10 protein-coding genes and 1 pseudogene are annotated in these 13,379 nt (G+C 76.8%); 2 read left to right on the top strand and 9 right to left on the bottom strand.

Translation table 11 applies throughout. The features are described 5' to 3' along the window. The first annotated feature begins 48 nt into the window (after nucleotides 1–48). Nucleotides 49–1,509 carry a PepSY-associated TM helix domain-containing protein gene (locus tag ACVMYR_RS25090; RefSeq protein ID WP_431897911.1) on the top strand — a complete coding sequence of 487 codons (1,461 nt, stop codon included), beginning with the start codon at nucleotides 49–51 and terminating at the stop codon, nucleotides 1,507–1,509. A 51-nt stretch (nucleotides 1,510–1,560) separates the two neighbouring features. Here ACVMYR_RS25090 and ACVMYR_RS25085 read toward each other — a convergent pair whose 3' ends face one another. The 3 genes from ACVMYR_RS25085 to ACVMYR_RS25075 all read right to left on the bottom strand — a co-directional run bounded on the left by ACVMYR_RS25085 (nucleotide 1,561) and on the right by ACVMYR_RS25075 (nucleotide 6,551). Next, the gene (locus ACVMYR_RS25085; RefSeq protein ID WP_077937820.1) at nucleotides 1,561–3,123 is read right to left on the bottom strand and encodes an aminotransferase class I/II-fold pyridoxal phosphate-dependent enzyme; all 1,563 of its coding nucleotides are present in this window, start codon (nucleotides 3,121–3,123) and stop codon (nucleotides 1,561–1,563) included. Nucleotides 3,124–3,146: 23 nt separating this feature from the next. Continuing rightward, complete coding sequence (locus ACVMYR_RS25080) at nucleotides 3,147–4,469, bottom strand: NAD(P)/FAD-dependent oxidoreductase (RefSeq protein ID WP_431897275.1); 1,323 nt, start codon at nucleotides 4,467–4,469, stop codon at nucleotides 3,147–3,149. 321 nt (nucleotides 4,470–4,790) lie between these two features. After that, a complete protein-coding gene (locus ACVMYR_RS25075; RefSeq protein WP_457122918.1) occupies nucleotides 4,791–6,551 on the bottom strand; it encodes a tetratricopeptide repeat protein in 1,761 nt (586 codons plus the stop codon). 281 nt (nucleotides 6,552–6,832) lie between these two features. Here ACVMYR_RS25075 and ACVMYR_RS25070 point away from each other — a divergent pair, with 281 nt between their 5' ends. Further along, a complete protein-coding gene (locus tag ACVMYR_RS25070; RefSeq protein ID WP_457122917.1) occupies nucleotides 6,833–7,420 on the top strand; it encodes a DUF4334 domain-containing protein in 588 nt (195 codons plus the stop codon). Nucleotides 7,421–7,474: 54 nt separating this feature from the next. Here ACVMYR_RS25070 and ACVMYR_RS25065 read toward each other — a convergent pair. The 6 genes and pseudogenes from ACVMYR_RS25065 to cbiE form a co-directional block, all read right to left on the bottom strand. Beyond that, a pseudogene (locus tag ACVMYR_RS25065) lies at nucleotides 7,475–8,389 on the bottom strand (sirohydrochlorin chelatase); the annotation flags it as partial. After that, nucleotides 8,386–8,979 (bottom strand): precorrin-8X methylmutase, encoded by a 594-nt coding sequence (locus ACVMYR_RS25060; protein WP_431975377.1) that lies wholly within the window; start codon nucleotides 8,977–8,979, stop codon nucleotides 8,386–8,388. The pseudogene ACVMYR_RS25065 and the gene ACVMYR_RS25060, both read right to left, overlap by 4 nt. Beyond that, entirely contained in the window at nucleotides 8,976–10,139 is a 1,164-nt protein-coding gene (locus ACVMYR_RS25055; RefSeq protein WP_457122916.1) for a HoxN/HupN/NixA family nickel/cobalt transporter, read from the bottom strand. Before ACVMYR_RS25055 ends, ACVMYR_RS25060 begins: the two co-directional genes overlap by 4 nt. Next, complete coding sequence (locus ACVMYR_RS25050; protein ID WP_077937808.1) at nucleotides 10,136–10,345, bottom strand: 4Fe-4S binding protein; 210 nt, start codon at nucleotides 10,343–10,345, stop codon at nucleotides 10,136–10,138. The genes ACVMYR_RS25055 and ACVMYR_RS25050 overlap by 4 nt, the downstream gene beginning before the upstream one ends. Then, nucleotides 10,333–12,033, bottom strand: a complete 1,701-nt coding sequence (gene cobJ, locus ACVMYR_RS25045) for a precorrin-3B C(17)-methyltransferase (protein ID WP_457122915.1) — start codon at nucleotides 12,031–12,033, stop codon at nucleotides 10,333–10,335. The genes ACVMYR_RS25050 and cobJ overlap by 13 nt, the downstream gene beginning before the upstream one ends. Beyond that, nucleotides 12,030–13,376: a precorrin-6y C5,15-methyltransferase (decarboxylating) subunit CbiE gene (gene cbiE / locus ACVMYR_RS25040; RefSeq protein ID WP_457122914.1), complete on the bottom strand. Its 1,347-nt coding sequence runs from the start codon at nucleotides 13,374–13,376 to the stop codon at nucleotides 12,030–12,032. The genes cobJ and cbiE overlap by 4 nt, the downstream gene beginning before the upstream one ends. Nucleotides 13,377–13,379 lie beyond the last annotated feature (3 nt).

The following is a 13,379-nucleotide window of genomic DNA, read 5'->3' as shown; positions in this document are numbered from 1 at the left end:
GGGGGCAGTCCCACCGGGAACGATCCCGGCTATTCCGATCGGAAGCATATGTCCATCACCGAACTGCACGGCGGCTCGACGCCGGAGCCGCTCACCCCGGCCGCCGCGCCCGCCCCGGCGGCGCGCCGCACCCCGGCGTGGGCGGCGTTCCTGCTCCGCCTGCACTTCTACGCCGGTGTCCTCGTGGCACCGTTCCTGTTCGTCGCCGCCCTGACCGGCCTGGCGTACACCGTCACCCCGCAACTGGACCGGGTCGTCTACGGCGACGTGCTGACCGCCGCACCGGGTGGGCCGCCGAAGTCCCTCGCCGAGCAGGTCGCCGCCGCCCGCGCCGCCCACCCCGAGGGCACCGTCGCCGCCGTGCTGCCGGGCACGGACGGCGCCACCACCCGGGTCGTGTTCGCCCAGCCCGACCTCGGCGACCGGGAGCACACCGTCTACGTCGACCCGCACACCGCAACCGTCGAGGGGCAGCTGACCACCTGGTTCGACTCCACGCCCGTCACCACCTGGCTGGACGACCTGCACCGCAACCTGCACCTCGGCGACCTCGGCCGCCACTACTCCGAGATCGCCGCGAGCTGGCTGTGGCTCCTCGTCGGCGGCGGCGTCGTCCTGTGGTGGCGTCGGCGCGGCGCCGCCCGTACCCGCGTCCGGCACCTGCTCGTGCCCGACCTGTCCGCCCGCAGGGGGGTGCGGCGCACCCGGGCCTGGCACGCGACCACCGGGGTCTGGCTCGCCGTCGGCCTGCTCTTCCTCTCCGCGACCGGCCTGACCTGGTCGCGGTACGCCGGTGGGCACTTCGGCAGCGCACTCGACGCGCTGCGCGCCGGCACCCCGGAGATCTCCACCAGCCTCACCGGCGCGCCCCCGCCCAGCGGCGGGGAGCACCAGCACGGCGGCGGCCCCGCCGCCGCGGCGGCGGACCCCGCGACGTTCGACCGGGTGCTGGCCGCCGCCACCGGCGCCGGGCTGGCCGGCCCGATGCGGATCTCCCCCGCCGAGGAGCCCGGCGACGCGTGGACGGTCGCCCAGACCGACAACACCTGGCCCGTGGCCCGGGACCGGATCGCCGTCGACCCGGTCTCCGGCACGGTGACCGACCGCAGCGACTTCGCCGACTGGCCGCTGCTGGCCCAGCTCAGCGCCCTCGGCGTCCAGGCGCACATGGGCCTGCTGTTCGGCCCGGTCAACCAGGTCCTGCTCGCCGCGCTCGCCCTGGGCCTGCTCTGCGTCGTCGTCTGGGGTTACCGGATGTGGTGGCAGCGCCGCCCCACCCGGGCCGACCGGCGCGCCGCCGTCGGTGCCCCGCCCGCGCGGGGCGGACTGCGGGGCCTGCCGTGGTGGGCGTTGCTGCCCGGCCTCGCGCTGACCGTGGCCGTCGGGTGGGCGCTGCCCTGGTTCGGCGGGCCGCTGCTCGCGTTCGTCGTCGTCGACGTCGTCCTCGGGGCGCTGGCCCGACGCCGCCGCCGGGCCGCGCCGGTCTCGCCCGCCCCCGCCGGCGGCTGACCGGCTGGGGTGGGGGCGGCGGGCCGGTGCCGGCCCGCCGCCCCGCCGCGGCTACCGGGCGGCGCTGCCGAACGCGCTGGACAGGTACGCCCGCGAGTCGGCGATGGCCCCCTCGATGATGCGGGCCGCCTCCCGGGCCTCCTCGGGCCGGTGGCCGGCCTGCACCTGGAGCCGGAACCGCGACGACCCGGTCGGGGTGACCGGGAACTCCACCATGAACGCGAGCACCCCCCGGTCGAACAGCAGCCGGTTGGCCGTCCGGGCGAGCTTCTCGTTGCCGATCAGCAGCGGCACGATCGGCGAGGGCTCGCCCATGCAGGTCAGCCCCCGGCCGGTCAGCTCGTCGCGCAGCGCGTGGATGGCGGTGAACAGCCGGGCGCGCAGCTCGTCGCCCTCGGGGGACCGGATGATCCGGGCGGCCTCCCGGACCACGGCGGTCTGCACCGGCGACAGCGCGTTGGAGAAGAAGTGCGAGTTGCTGAACATCTTCACGTACTGCTTCAGGGCCGGGGAGCGCGACGCCACGAAGCCGCCGTTGGAGCAGAACGTCTTCGAGAACGCCCCCATGACGATGTCGATCTCGCCGAGCAGGTTCTGCATGCCCAGCACGCCCGTGCCGCCCGGCCCCATCGAGCCGAGGTCGTGCGCGACGTCGACCAGCAGGGTCGCGTCGTGTTCCCGGCAGACCCGCTGCAGGGTCACCAGGTCCGGCCAGTCGGCGTCGACGGAGAAGAGGCCGTCGGTGACGACGAGGATGCCGTTGCGGCTGTCGTGCGACCGGATGTCGGCCAGGTGCTGGCGCACGGCCTCGACGTTGAGGTGTTCGTAGCGGACCACGTTGCGGGTCGCCGCCCGCGCGCCCTGCTGGAGGCAGGAGTGCGCGAGCCGGTCGATGACCACGTGGTCGGACTGGCGGACCAGGCCGACGATCGCGCCGAAGCCCGCCGACCAGCCGGTCGGGAAGAGCGTGACGTGCTCCAGCCCCACCAGCTCGCCGAGCGCCACCTCCAGCTCGTCGGAGATGCGGGTGTTGCCCAGCACCATCGGCGAGCCGGCGCTGTGCGGGCCGTAGTCGCGCATCGCCCGGACCGCCGCCTCCCGGATGGCCGGGTGGGTGTTGAACGACAGGTAGTCCTGCGAGTTGAAGTTGATGCCCCGGGTCCGCTTGCCCAGGTCGTTGGTGATCTCGGCGACGCTGTCCGGGGCCGCCTCCAGCACCCGGGAGTACTGCCAGGTCTCCGTGCGGCGGCGGGCCTGCACCCAGTCGTAGAAGTCCTCGGTGCGGGCGAGCAGGTCGCGGCCGGCGGGGCGGTAGAAGTCGTACGCGTTCTTGTCCAGCGCGTACTCCTCGTCGGGGTCGACGGGGTTGCGCAGGTGCGCCGGCTCCCACATCTCCGTCAGGTCCGCCACGACCCGGGCCAGCTCGCCGTCGGCCCCGGAGGCGTCGAGGGTAGCGAGGTCGTCCCAGGGGATGTGGGTGGCCCAGTTGCGGGTCATCTCGGAGACCTCGGCCGCCTCGCGGGCCATGGTCTCGACGTCGCCGCGCCCGGCGGCGTCGAGGATGGCCTCGATCAGCTCGCCGTCGTCGCGCTGGTGCAGGTCGGTGGTGGTCACGGTCTCGGCTCCCTGGTGCGGCATCAGGCGAAGAGGTTCTGCTGGTACGTGCGCGACGTCGCGGCGAAGTCGTCGAAGACGGAGTAGCCGGCGGAGGACTCCTTGGCGGCGTCGTTGAGCAGGAAGAGGTTGGACGCCTGGAAGAACTCGGAGACCGGCGCGATGTCGGCGTGCGTGGCGATGAACCGGTCGGTCTCCTCCTGGTTGCCGCGCAACGCGACGAACAGTTGCAGCTCGTCGTGCCGGTACGGCCGCATCTCGCTCAGGGTGCACACGTAGTCGTAGTAGGCGGCGGAGTTCTGGCTGCGCCGGCGGCCCTCGTACGCGGCCATCGCCTCGTCGAGCGACGACTCGCCGGTCAGCCACCGGTGCAGGGCGGCGCTGGCCAGCTCCGCGTCGCGGAACGCGTGGGTCATGCCGATCGCCGTGCACTGGTCCTTGGCCGACTCGGCGTCGCCGACGAGCACCCAGCCGGGCCCGTGCAGCGGCCGGAGGAACCCCGACTGGTCCAGGGTGCCGTAGATCCGCTCCTCCCGGGTGCCCTTGGTGCGGACCAGCTCGCCCAGCTCGGGGCTGACGAAGTCCAGCGCCCGCTGGACGTTGCCGGGCACGTCGGCGCGGAACTCCCGGGCCCACTCGCTGGGCCCCCAGACGAGGACCATGTTCTGCCCGAAGTTGGTCGGCACCACCGCGCAGCCGAGCCGGCCGCGCCGGTGGATCTGCCCCCGGCCGGGGTCGAAGCCGGACCAGTAGCTCCAGTAGGCGAACGTGCAGCGGGGCCGCTCGTCGAAGCGGGGCAGGTCGAGGGTGCGCGCGACGAACGAGTTGCGGCCGTCGGCGCCGACGACGATGCGGGCTCGCTCCTCGAACTCCTGCCCGTCGGCGGCGCGCCCCCGCACGCCGACGACCCGGCCGTCCTCGGTGATCAGCTCCCGTACGGTGCAGTGCGTGCGGACCTCGGCGCCGGCCTTGGCCGCCGCCTCGACGAGGATCTGGTCCAGCACGCGGCGGCGCACCGAGGCGTAGCTCTGCACGACGCCCGAGTCGTCGCCGTGCAGGTCGCGGAAGTGCTCGCGCAGCAGCGACGTGGGCACCGAGCCGCTCAGCGGGATGCCGTCGTTGACGATGTCGATGACCGTGTGCGTGGGGGTCACGGCGGTGACCTGGTCCAGCAGGCCCCACCGGTTGAGGTAGGACATGCCGTGCGGCCACAGGAAGTGCGTCGAGATGACGTCGCTGGGGAAGGACGACCGGTCCACCACCAGCACCCGGTGGCCCTGCCGGGCGAGTAGCAGGGCGGTGGAGGCGCCCGCGCAGCGCCCACCGACGACTATCGCGTCGTACATGATTCGTAGTCCTTCGAATGAGGTCCGGCTGCCCCGCCGGCCGGGCCTTCGTGCGGCGGCGGACCGGCACGGGGCACGGACCGCCCCCCGCGTTGCCACCGGCGAGCGGGAGTGAACCGTCAAGGTACACAGTGGACCGGCCCGGGCTCGGCCCGTGGAATAGGGGTGTGTCCGGGGCCGGATCGCCGTGACCGCGCTGGTCACCGGGGCACCGGGACGCGGTGCCGGCTGCCCCCGACGGCCGCTGTCCGAAAGCCGACAGTCACCGGGGTCGACCGGGCGTCGGCGGGGCGGGCTCGACGACGCCCCCTCGTCCTCCGCTCAGCCGGCCCCGGCGCGGCGGCAGCGGGCCAGTTCCGCCCGCAGGTCGCGGCGCAACGCCCGGTCCAGGCCCGGCTGAGCGAGCGCGTGGGCGAAGTCGCGGGCGGCCTCGTCCCAGCGGCCGAGTCGCATCAGTGCCGTGCCCCGGTTGTAGTGGGGCACCGGCGCCGACGCGGCCAGCGCCACCGCCCGGTCCAGGTCCGCCACGGCGGCGGCGACGTCGCCGCGTTCGAACCGGACGGCGGCCCGGTTGGTCCACGCCTCGACCAGCCCCGGGTCGCCGGCCAGGGCCCGGGTGAACAGCTCGTCGGCCTCGGCGGATCCGCCGCGCTCGGAGCGCACGAGCCCGAGGGTGCACAGCAGCGCGGGTTCCTGCGGGGCCAGGGCCAGCCCCGCCCGCGCGCCCGCCTCGGCCGCGTCGTGCGCGCCGCGCTCCAGGTGCAGGTTGACCAGGGCGATGCGGGCGTCGAGGTGTCCCGGCTCGATGGCGAGCACCCGGTCGAGGTCGGCGCGCGCCCGCCCGGGGCGGCCCCGCTGCTGCTGGAGCACCGCCCGGTTGTAGTACGCCTCGGGCAGGTGCGGCCCGAGGCGGATCGCCGCGTCGTAGTCCCGGATCGCGGCGCGGGTGCGGCCCGCCGCCCGGTGCAGGGTGGCCCGGTCGACGTAGTACTCGCAGTTGTCGGGGTCGTGGGCGATCACGGTGTCGAGCTCGGTCAGGGCCCGGTCGGCGTCCCCCAGCGCCAGGTGCACCTGCGCGCGGTTGTGCCGCAGCCGGGCCAGGTCCTGCGGGCGTTCGCCGGGGGCGAGCACCGACGCCAGGCGGGCCAGCCCGTCGTCGATCAGCCGCAGCGCGCGGGCGGGCTCGCCCGCCCTGCTGTCCAGCAGGGCCACGCCCTGCTCGTAGAAGACGGTGGACAGCACCCGCTGGCGTGGGTCGGCCAGGCCTGCGGCGAGGCGCAGCGCCTCGTGCAGCCAGTGCCGCGCCCGCTCCGGGTCCTGGTCGGCCGGCGGCAGGTGCCGGGCGTACAGCATGGCGGTGGCGTACGCGGCCGACATGGTGATCTTCGGGTCGTCGGTGGCGGCGCGGGCCTCGTCGTAGAGGTCGAGCGCCTCGGTGGCGCGGTCGAGCGCCGCCAGGGCGGTGGCCAGGCCGGTGGTGAACGCCCACCAGTGCCGCAGGTCGCCCGTCGCGGTGACGGCGGCGCGCCCGCGCCGGGCGGTGCGGGCGGCGTGGTGGTAGAAGCCGCGGGCCAGGGACTCCCCCACGGCCGCGCGCAGCGCCGCAGGCGTCGGGTCCGCGACGTCGCGCCGGGCGTCGCCGCCGTCGCGCAGGTCCAGGCGCAGCGGGTACGGCCCGACCCGGCGCGACAGGGCGTCCAGCAGCTCTCCGGTGGTCTCGTCGGCGGCGTCGACGTGGTCGAAGCGCACCGTGACCGGGCGGCGGAGGGTGCCCGCCCAGGCGACCACGAACTCGGTCGCGCCGTAGGCGAGGCAGGCCGTGCGGCGGGCGGGGTGGAACCGGATCGGCTCCTCGTCGGCGGCGGGTCGGGCGGCGTTGTCGAGGCCGGGCGCGATGGCGTGCAACTCGACGGCGTGCCGGGACGCCAGGCGGGGGTGGCCGACGGCGATCCGGCCGAGGAACTCGGCGACTCCGGCGTACGGGCCGTGGTCGCGGTGGCAGTCGTAGAGGCCCAGGTCGGCGGCCGGACCCCGCAGGGGCGGGCGCCCGGGGGCGCCCGCCGCGCCGGGTTTTACCAGCACCACTCGATCCAGAGCCGGCGGGCACCGGACAGCAGGCGCAGGGTGCTCGTGCGACGCACGGTCATCTTCCTCATGTAAACCTCCATTGTGATCACTGCGGAACTGCCCCGAGCGTAGGCCCGATCGGGGCGAATATGAAGGGCGTTCGTGACCGCCGGGGCCCGGCCGGCAGCCCGGTACGCCCGCAGCCGGCACGATCCGGGCGTACCGTCGACGACACCACGTCGGCCACCCGACCACGCAATTCGGCCACCCGGCCACGCGACGAAGGAGATGCGACCATGTCGAGCGCGGCGGACCCCGCTCCCGCAGCCGCCCTGCCGGCCCCGGAACACCCGGCCGCCCTGCCGGCCCCGGGCGACCTGGCCACGGCCCTGGCCTGCTTCGACGGCCTCCCGCCGGTCACCGTCGAGGAGATGCTCGGCTCCTGGCGGGGCAGCGGCTTCGCCACGGGCCACCCGCTCGACGGCCTGCTGGAGCGCTACGGATGGCACGGCAAGCGGTTCGACGGCCCCGAGGACGTGCACCCGCTGGTCTTCGCCGCCGGCGGGAGGCTGGTCAGCGTCAACCCGGCGCTGGTGCCGACGGGGCTGCTGCTCCGCCCGCCCGGCGCGGCACGCACGCCCCTGGCCGCGAGGGCCTTCGCGCTGGCCCTGCCGCTGCTGACCACGACCCGCCCGGCGGCGCGGCTGCGGATGACCGAATACCGGGGGGTCGTGTCGGCGACGATGTGCTACGACCGCCTCCCCATCCACGACGTGTTCCGGCGGGTCGACGAGCGCACCCTGCTCGGCGTCATGGACCTGCGCGGCACCGACCGGCCGTTCGTGTTCGTGCTGACCCGGCTGACCACGCAAGCCGGCGGGTGAGAAGGGGACCCCTCTCTACCGAATGCGTTAACAAGGGGCCCTTCCTTACACGTGGTGGTGGTGATGGTGATGGTGGTGGCCGCCGACCGGGTCGTCGGGGTGGTCGTGCGGGGTCTGCGGCCGGCCCACCTTGTCGGCGAAACCGGGCAGCGCCACCCGGTACGCGCAGGTGTCGCAGTTCATCCGGATGTCCCCGCGCAGCGCCTCGGCGTGCCGTTGCAGGACCAGGTCGGCGAGGGCGTCGCAGTCGCCGATCAGGTCGGCCACCCGCACGTCGAGGTCCGGGTGGGCGGCGGCGAACTCCGCCGACCGGGCCACGATCCGGTCCGGCAGCACCCCGGCGAACAGGAAGTACGGGGCGACGACGATCCGGCGCGCGCCGAGGCGGCGCAGCCGCTCCAGCACGGCCGGCACCGACGGCTCGGCCAGCGACACGAAGCCCGGCTCGACGCCCGCGTAGCCGCGCCCCTCCCACAGCAGCCGGGCCACCTTGGTGACCTCGGCGTTGGCGTCGGGGTCGGTGGAGCCCCGGCCGATCAGCGCCACCCACGTCCCGGCCCGGTCGGCGCCGGCCAGCGCGGCGTCGATCCGGTCGGCGAGGGTGTCGTGCAGCAGCGGGTGCGGGCCCAGCGGGCGGCCGTAGGCGTAGCGCAGGCCGGGGAAGCGCTGCTTCTCCCGGGCCAGCGCGGCCGGGATGTCGCCCTTGCCGTGCCCGGCGGCGGCGAGGACCAGCGGCAGCGCCACGAGCCGGCGGTGCCCCCGCCCCGCGAGGGCGCCGACCGCGTCGGTCAACGGCGGGCGGGACAGCTCGATGAAGCCGCCCTCGACGTCGTCGACGGCGCGGCGGCGACGGATCCGGTCGACCAGGGCCGCGAACTGGGCGACCCCGGCGGCGCTGCGGGTGCCGTGGCCGACGATCAGCAGCGGGGTGCGGTCCTGCCCCCGCGCTTCTTCGGGTCGGTTCGTCACGTCTCCTCCAGGTACAGCAGGGCGTTGAGGGCGGCGGCGGCGACCGCCGAGCCGCCCTTCTCGCCGACGTTGGACACGGCGGGCAGGCCGCTGGCGCGCAGCGCCGCCTTGCTCTCGGCGGCGCCGACGAACCCGACCGGCAGGCCGACCACCAGCGCCGGCCGCGCGCCGAGGTCGAGCAGTTCGAACAGCGCGGTGGGCGCGCAGCCGACCACCCACACCGCGCCGGGGCCCACCCGGTCGTACGCCACCCGCACGGCCGCCGCCGAGCGGGTGATGCCCGCCGCGCGGGCCAGGGCGGCCGTCGCCGGCTCGGCGATCGGGCAGACCGGCCCGGGGCCGGGGCGGGTGATCCCGGCGGCGACCATCGCCACGTCGGTCACGACCGCGGCGCCACCGCGCAGGGCGGCCAGCCCGCCGGCCAGGGCGGCCTCGTCGCACACCAGGTCGGTGACGTAGTCGAGGTCGGCGCTGGCGTGCACCACCCGCTCGGTGACGGCCCGGGTCAACGGCGGCAGGCCGGTCAGGTCCACCCGGGAGCGCAGGATCGCGTACGACTGCCGCTCGATCGGGTGCACGACGCGGCTCACCGGTCCGCCGTCCCGGGCGCGGCGCGGTCGACCCGGCCCGCCTCCCCCGGCTCGGCGCGCTCGCCCCGCTCGGCGGGACGGTCGGCGGCCGGGGCCCCGTAGCGCTCGTCGTAACGGCGTAGCTTCCACAGCGCGGCGGCGGCGACCCACGCCAGGGCGAACAGCGCCACGACGGCGTAGCCGAGCTGCTCGAAGTGCTCGGCGAGGGTGGCGTACCCGGCCAGGGCGGACACCCCGAGGTGGTCGACGAGCAGCCCGGCGAGGTAGACGCTGGCCACGAGCGCACCGACGAGCACGGTCATGCCGGTGGTGGCGAGGTTGTAGTAGAGCCGGCGGGCCGGCTGCCGGTACGCCCACGAGTACGCCCGGCTCATCAGCAGGCTGTCGGCGGTGTCCATGGCGGACATCCCGGCGGCGAAGAGCAGCGGCAGGGTGAGCAGGGCCAGCACGGGCAGCCCACCGGCGGCGGCGGTACTCGCCGACAGGGCGAGCAGGGTCACCTCGCTGGCCGTCTCCAGGCCGAGGCCGAACAGGAACCCGACGGGCGCCATGTGCCACGACGAGCGCACCAGCGCACGTGCCCGGGAGCCCAGCACCCGCTGCACCAGACCCCGGTTGAGCAGGTGCAGGTCCAGCTCCCGCTCGTCGAGGTCGCCGTGGCGCAGCCGCCGCCACAGCCGGGCCAGGCCGCCGAGCACCACGGCGTTGAGGCCGGCGACGAGGCTCAGGAACAGGGTGGCGGTGACGATCGCGACGGTGGCGCCCACCTCGCGGGCCTGGGCCAGGCCGGGGCCGGCGAGGCTGGTCGAGGCGAGCCCGACGATCAGGGCGAGCAGCAGCACCACGGCGCTGTGGCCGAGGGCGAAGAAGAAGCCGACCCCGACGGGACGCCGGCCGCGCAGCAGCATCAGCCGGGTGGTGTCGTCGATGGCGGCGATGTGGTCGGCGTCGAAGGCGTGCCGCACCCCGAGGGCGTACGCGAGGGTGCCGGCGCCGGCCAGCCCGCCGGCCGCCGCGGGCTGGCCGTTCCAGTAGAGGTAGAGGCTCCAGCCGGCGACGTGCAGCACGGCGACGGCGAGCACGATGCCGCCGAGGCGTACCCGCTCGGCGCGGCTCCACCGGCCCGCCGGGGGTGCGGCGCTGACCACGGTCGAACTCATCGGGTTCCTCCACAGGGGTCGGTGCCGGTGACGCGGATGGCGTCGACCGGGCAGATCTCCAGGCACTCCAGGCAGCCGGTGCACGCCTGCGCGCGGACCAGCAGCCCGCCGGGGGTGGGTCGGATCGCGTGGGTGGGGCAGGTCAGCAGGCACGCCCCGCATCCCTGGCAGCCGTCGATGGTCACGGGGGCGGTCACGCGCGCCACCGGTAGCCGCGCGGGGTGACCATCCGGCCGGCGACGAGCCGGGTGCGGCTGCTGCCGACCACCACCACGCTGTACATGTCGACCACGGCCGCGTCGAGGGTGGCGAGGGTGGCCAGGTGCACCCGTTCGCCGGGCCGGCTGGCGTTGCGCACCACCCCGACCGGGGTCTCCGGCGGCCGGTGCGCGGCGAACGTCTTCAGCGCGGCGGCGAGCTGCCAGTCCCGGGCGCGGCTGCGCGGGTTGTACAGCAGCGCCACGAAGTCGCCCTCGGCGGCGGCGGCGACGCGCCGCTCGATGACCTCCCACGGGGTGTGCAGGTCGGACAGGCTCAGGTAGGCGTGGTCGTGGCCGAGCGGCGCGCCGAGCAGCGCCGACGCGGCGAGCGCGGCGGTCACCCCGGGGACGCCGACGACGTCGATGCGGTCGTCGGCGTGCTCCAGGGCGGGGCTGGCCATCGCGTACACCCCGGCGTCGCCGGAGCCGACCAGCGCCACGGCGTGCCCGGCGGTCGCCTCGGCGACGGCGGCGCGGGCGCGTTCCTCCTCCGCGCCGAGGCCGCTGGCGAGGATCCGGGTGCCGGGTCGCAGCACGTCGCGCACCTGGTCGACGTACTGGTCGAGGCCGACGACCACGGCGGCGCGGCGCAGCTCGGCGAGGGCGCGGGGGGTGCGCAGGTCGGCCGCGCCGGGGCCGAGGCCGACGATCGCGAGCCGGCCGCGCGGGGCGTGCCGGGCCACCGCGACGGTGGCCATCGCCGACGCGGTCTTCGGCGCGACGAGCGCCGCGTCGGGGCGCCGGCCGGGCTCGCCGAGCAGCGCGGCGGCCTCCGCGACGCTGGGCGTGCCGACGGCCGCGCGGACCACCTCGCTGGGGTGCGGCACGTCAACGGCCGCCAGGTCCGCCGCGGGATGCGTCACCAGGGGTACGCCGAGCGCGTCGGCGGTCGCCCGGATGCCCGCCTCGTCGGCCTTGATGTCGGCGCTGGCCAGGCAGCGGACGCTGGCCGGGCTCAGGCCGGCGGCGGCGAGCACCCGGTCGAGCAGGTCGCGCACCTGCCCGGCGGGCACGCCCCGGCTGCCGCCCACGCCGACGACCAGCGACGGCGGCCGGAGCACGGCGGTGCGCCCGTCGAGCGGCACCACCCGGTCGGTGACGAGCAGCCGGTGCGCGTCGGCGGGAGCGTCGGCGCGCACGTGCGGCGGCAGGGCCGGCAGCGGCCAGGCCACGTCGGCGACCAGCCGCACCGGCTCGCCGTCGAGCAGGGCCCGGGTCACGGCGGCGACCGCCCCCTCGACGGGCCAGCCGAGGGTGTCCAGGCCGGGCAGGTCGACCGCGTCGGTGGCGGTGGTGACCACCGGCCGGGCGTCGAGCAGCGCGCCGACGTCGGCGGCGAGGGCGTTCGCGCCCCCGGCGTGCCCGCCGAGCAGCGCCACGGCGTGCCGGGCGGCCTCGTCGACGACCACGACGGCCGGGTCGGTGCGCTTGTCGCCGAGCAGCGGGGCGAGGATCCGCACCACCGCCCCGGTGGCGAGGAACGCGACCACGGCGTCGTGGCCGGTGAACGCGGCGCGCAGCGCGTCGGCGGCGGTGTCGGCCTCGACGAGCCGGGCGTGCGGCCAGGCGGCGGCGAGGGTGCGGGCGTGCCGGCGGCCGGCGGCGGTGGCCGCGACGAGTCCGATGCGGGTCATCTGCGCTCCCCGGGGGAAGGTGGGCGGTCGGCGGTGAGGACGAACACCGGGTTGGTGGCGGCGAGCCGCACCGACCCGCCGGGCAGGTCGGCCAGCCGGGCGGCGGACAGCTGCACGCCCTCGGCGCGGTAGCCGTGCCCGCGCAGCAGGTCGAGGGCGGGGGCGACCCGGTCCAGGGCGGCGAGGGCGGCGACCACGCGGGCGGGCCGGCGGGCGGCCACGGCGGCGAGCGCGGCCAGGCCGCCGCCGCCGACGAAGGCGGCGTCCGGGTCGGGCAGCCCGGCCAGCGCCGCCGGGGCGGCCCCGGCGACGACCCGCACGTCGACCCGGTGCGCGGCGGCGTTGCGCCGGACGAGGTCGACGGCGTCCGGGTCGCGTTCGACGGCGATCACGGCCGCGCCGAGCAGGGCGCACTCGATGCCGACGGAGCCGCTGCCCGCGCCGACGTCCCAGACGAGCCGGCCGAGGCGGGGCCGCAGCCGGGCCACGGCGAGGGCCCGCACCTCCGCCTTGGTGATCATCGAGTCGCGGTGGGCGTAGGCGTCCTCGGGCAGCGCCCAGCCCCCGGCGGGCGCGGCGGCCGGCTGGTTGTCGGCGCGCGCCCCGGCGACCGCCCCGATCGCCGCCGCGCCGACCGCCGCCGGGCCGGTGCCGAGATCGGCGGCGGGGCCGGGCGGGTCGGCCGGTGCCGGGTCGGCGAGGCTGAGCAGCACGTGCGGGTCGGCCCAGGTGGTGACGGCGGCGGCCTGCGGGGTGGTCTCGACGATCCGCTCGGCCGGGGTGCCGAGGTGCTCGGCGACGACGAGCCGGCGCGGCCAGCCGACCAGGCCCGCGCCGATCTCGGCGGCCCCCGCGCCGGGAGCGGTGAGCACGGCGACCGCCGGCAGCGCCCGGGCTGCGTTGAGCGCGGGCCGCGGGTCGCGGCCGTGCGCGCTGACCACGGCCGCGCCGTCCCAGGGCAGGCCGGCGCGGGCGAACGCGGCGGCCACGCTGGACACGGCGGGCAGCACCCGCAGGGGCAGCCCCTGGGCGCGCAGCCGGCGGACGATGCCGAACAGCCCCGGGTCGCCGCTGGCCAGCACCACCGTGGGCGTGCCGGCGGCGACGGCGGCGGCCACCCGGGCCAGCGCGGGGGCGAGCGGGCCGAGGGTGACCGTGGCGCAGCCGGCGGGCAGCGCGACGGCGGCGAGGTGCCGGGCCGCGCCGACGGCCAGCCGCGCCCCGGCGAGGGCCCCGGCGGCGGCGGGGTGCAGCGACGCGCCGCCCGCGTCGATGCCGACGACGGTCACGAGAGCCTCGGCGAGACGGGCCCCGGGGGCCCCGCTGCCGGTCACGCCGCCCACCGG

Source organism: Micromonospora sp. PTRAS2, from assembly GCF_054052245.1.
The sequence above is the reverse complement of the archived record's forward strand: the minus strand, read 5'-3'. Positions and strand labels throughout refer to the sequence as shown.

What these genes read in the sequence shown, in the direction of transcription:
- ACVMYR_RS25090 (WP_431897911.1), top strand. Translation starts at nt 49, where the DNA reads ATGTCCATCACCGAACTGCACGGCGGCTCGACGCCGGAGCCGCTCACC.
- ACVMYR_RS25080 (WP_431897275.1), bottom strand. Translation starts at nt 4,469, where the DNA reads ATGTACGACGCGATAGTCGTCGGTGGGCGCTGCGCGGGCGCCTCCACC.
- cobJ (WP_457122915.1), bottom strand. Translation starts at nt 12,033, where the DNA reads ATGACCCGCATCGGACTCGTCGCGGCCACCGCCGCCGGCCGCCGGCAC.
- ACVMYR_RS25055 (WP_457122916.1), bottom strand. Translation starts at nt 10,139, where the DNA reads ATGAGTTCGACCGTGGTCAGCGCCGCACCCCCGGCGGGCCGGTGGAGC.
- ACVMYR_RS25070 (WP_457122917.1), top strand. Translation starts at nt 6,833, where the DNA reads ATGTCGAGCGCGGCGGACCCCGCTCCCGCAGCCGCCCTGCCGGCCCCG.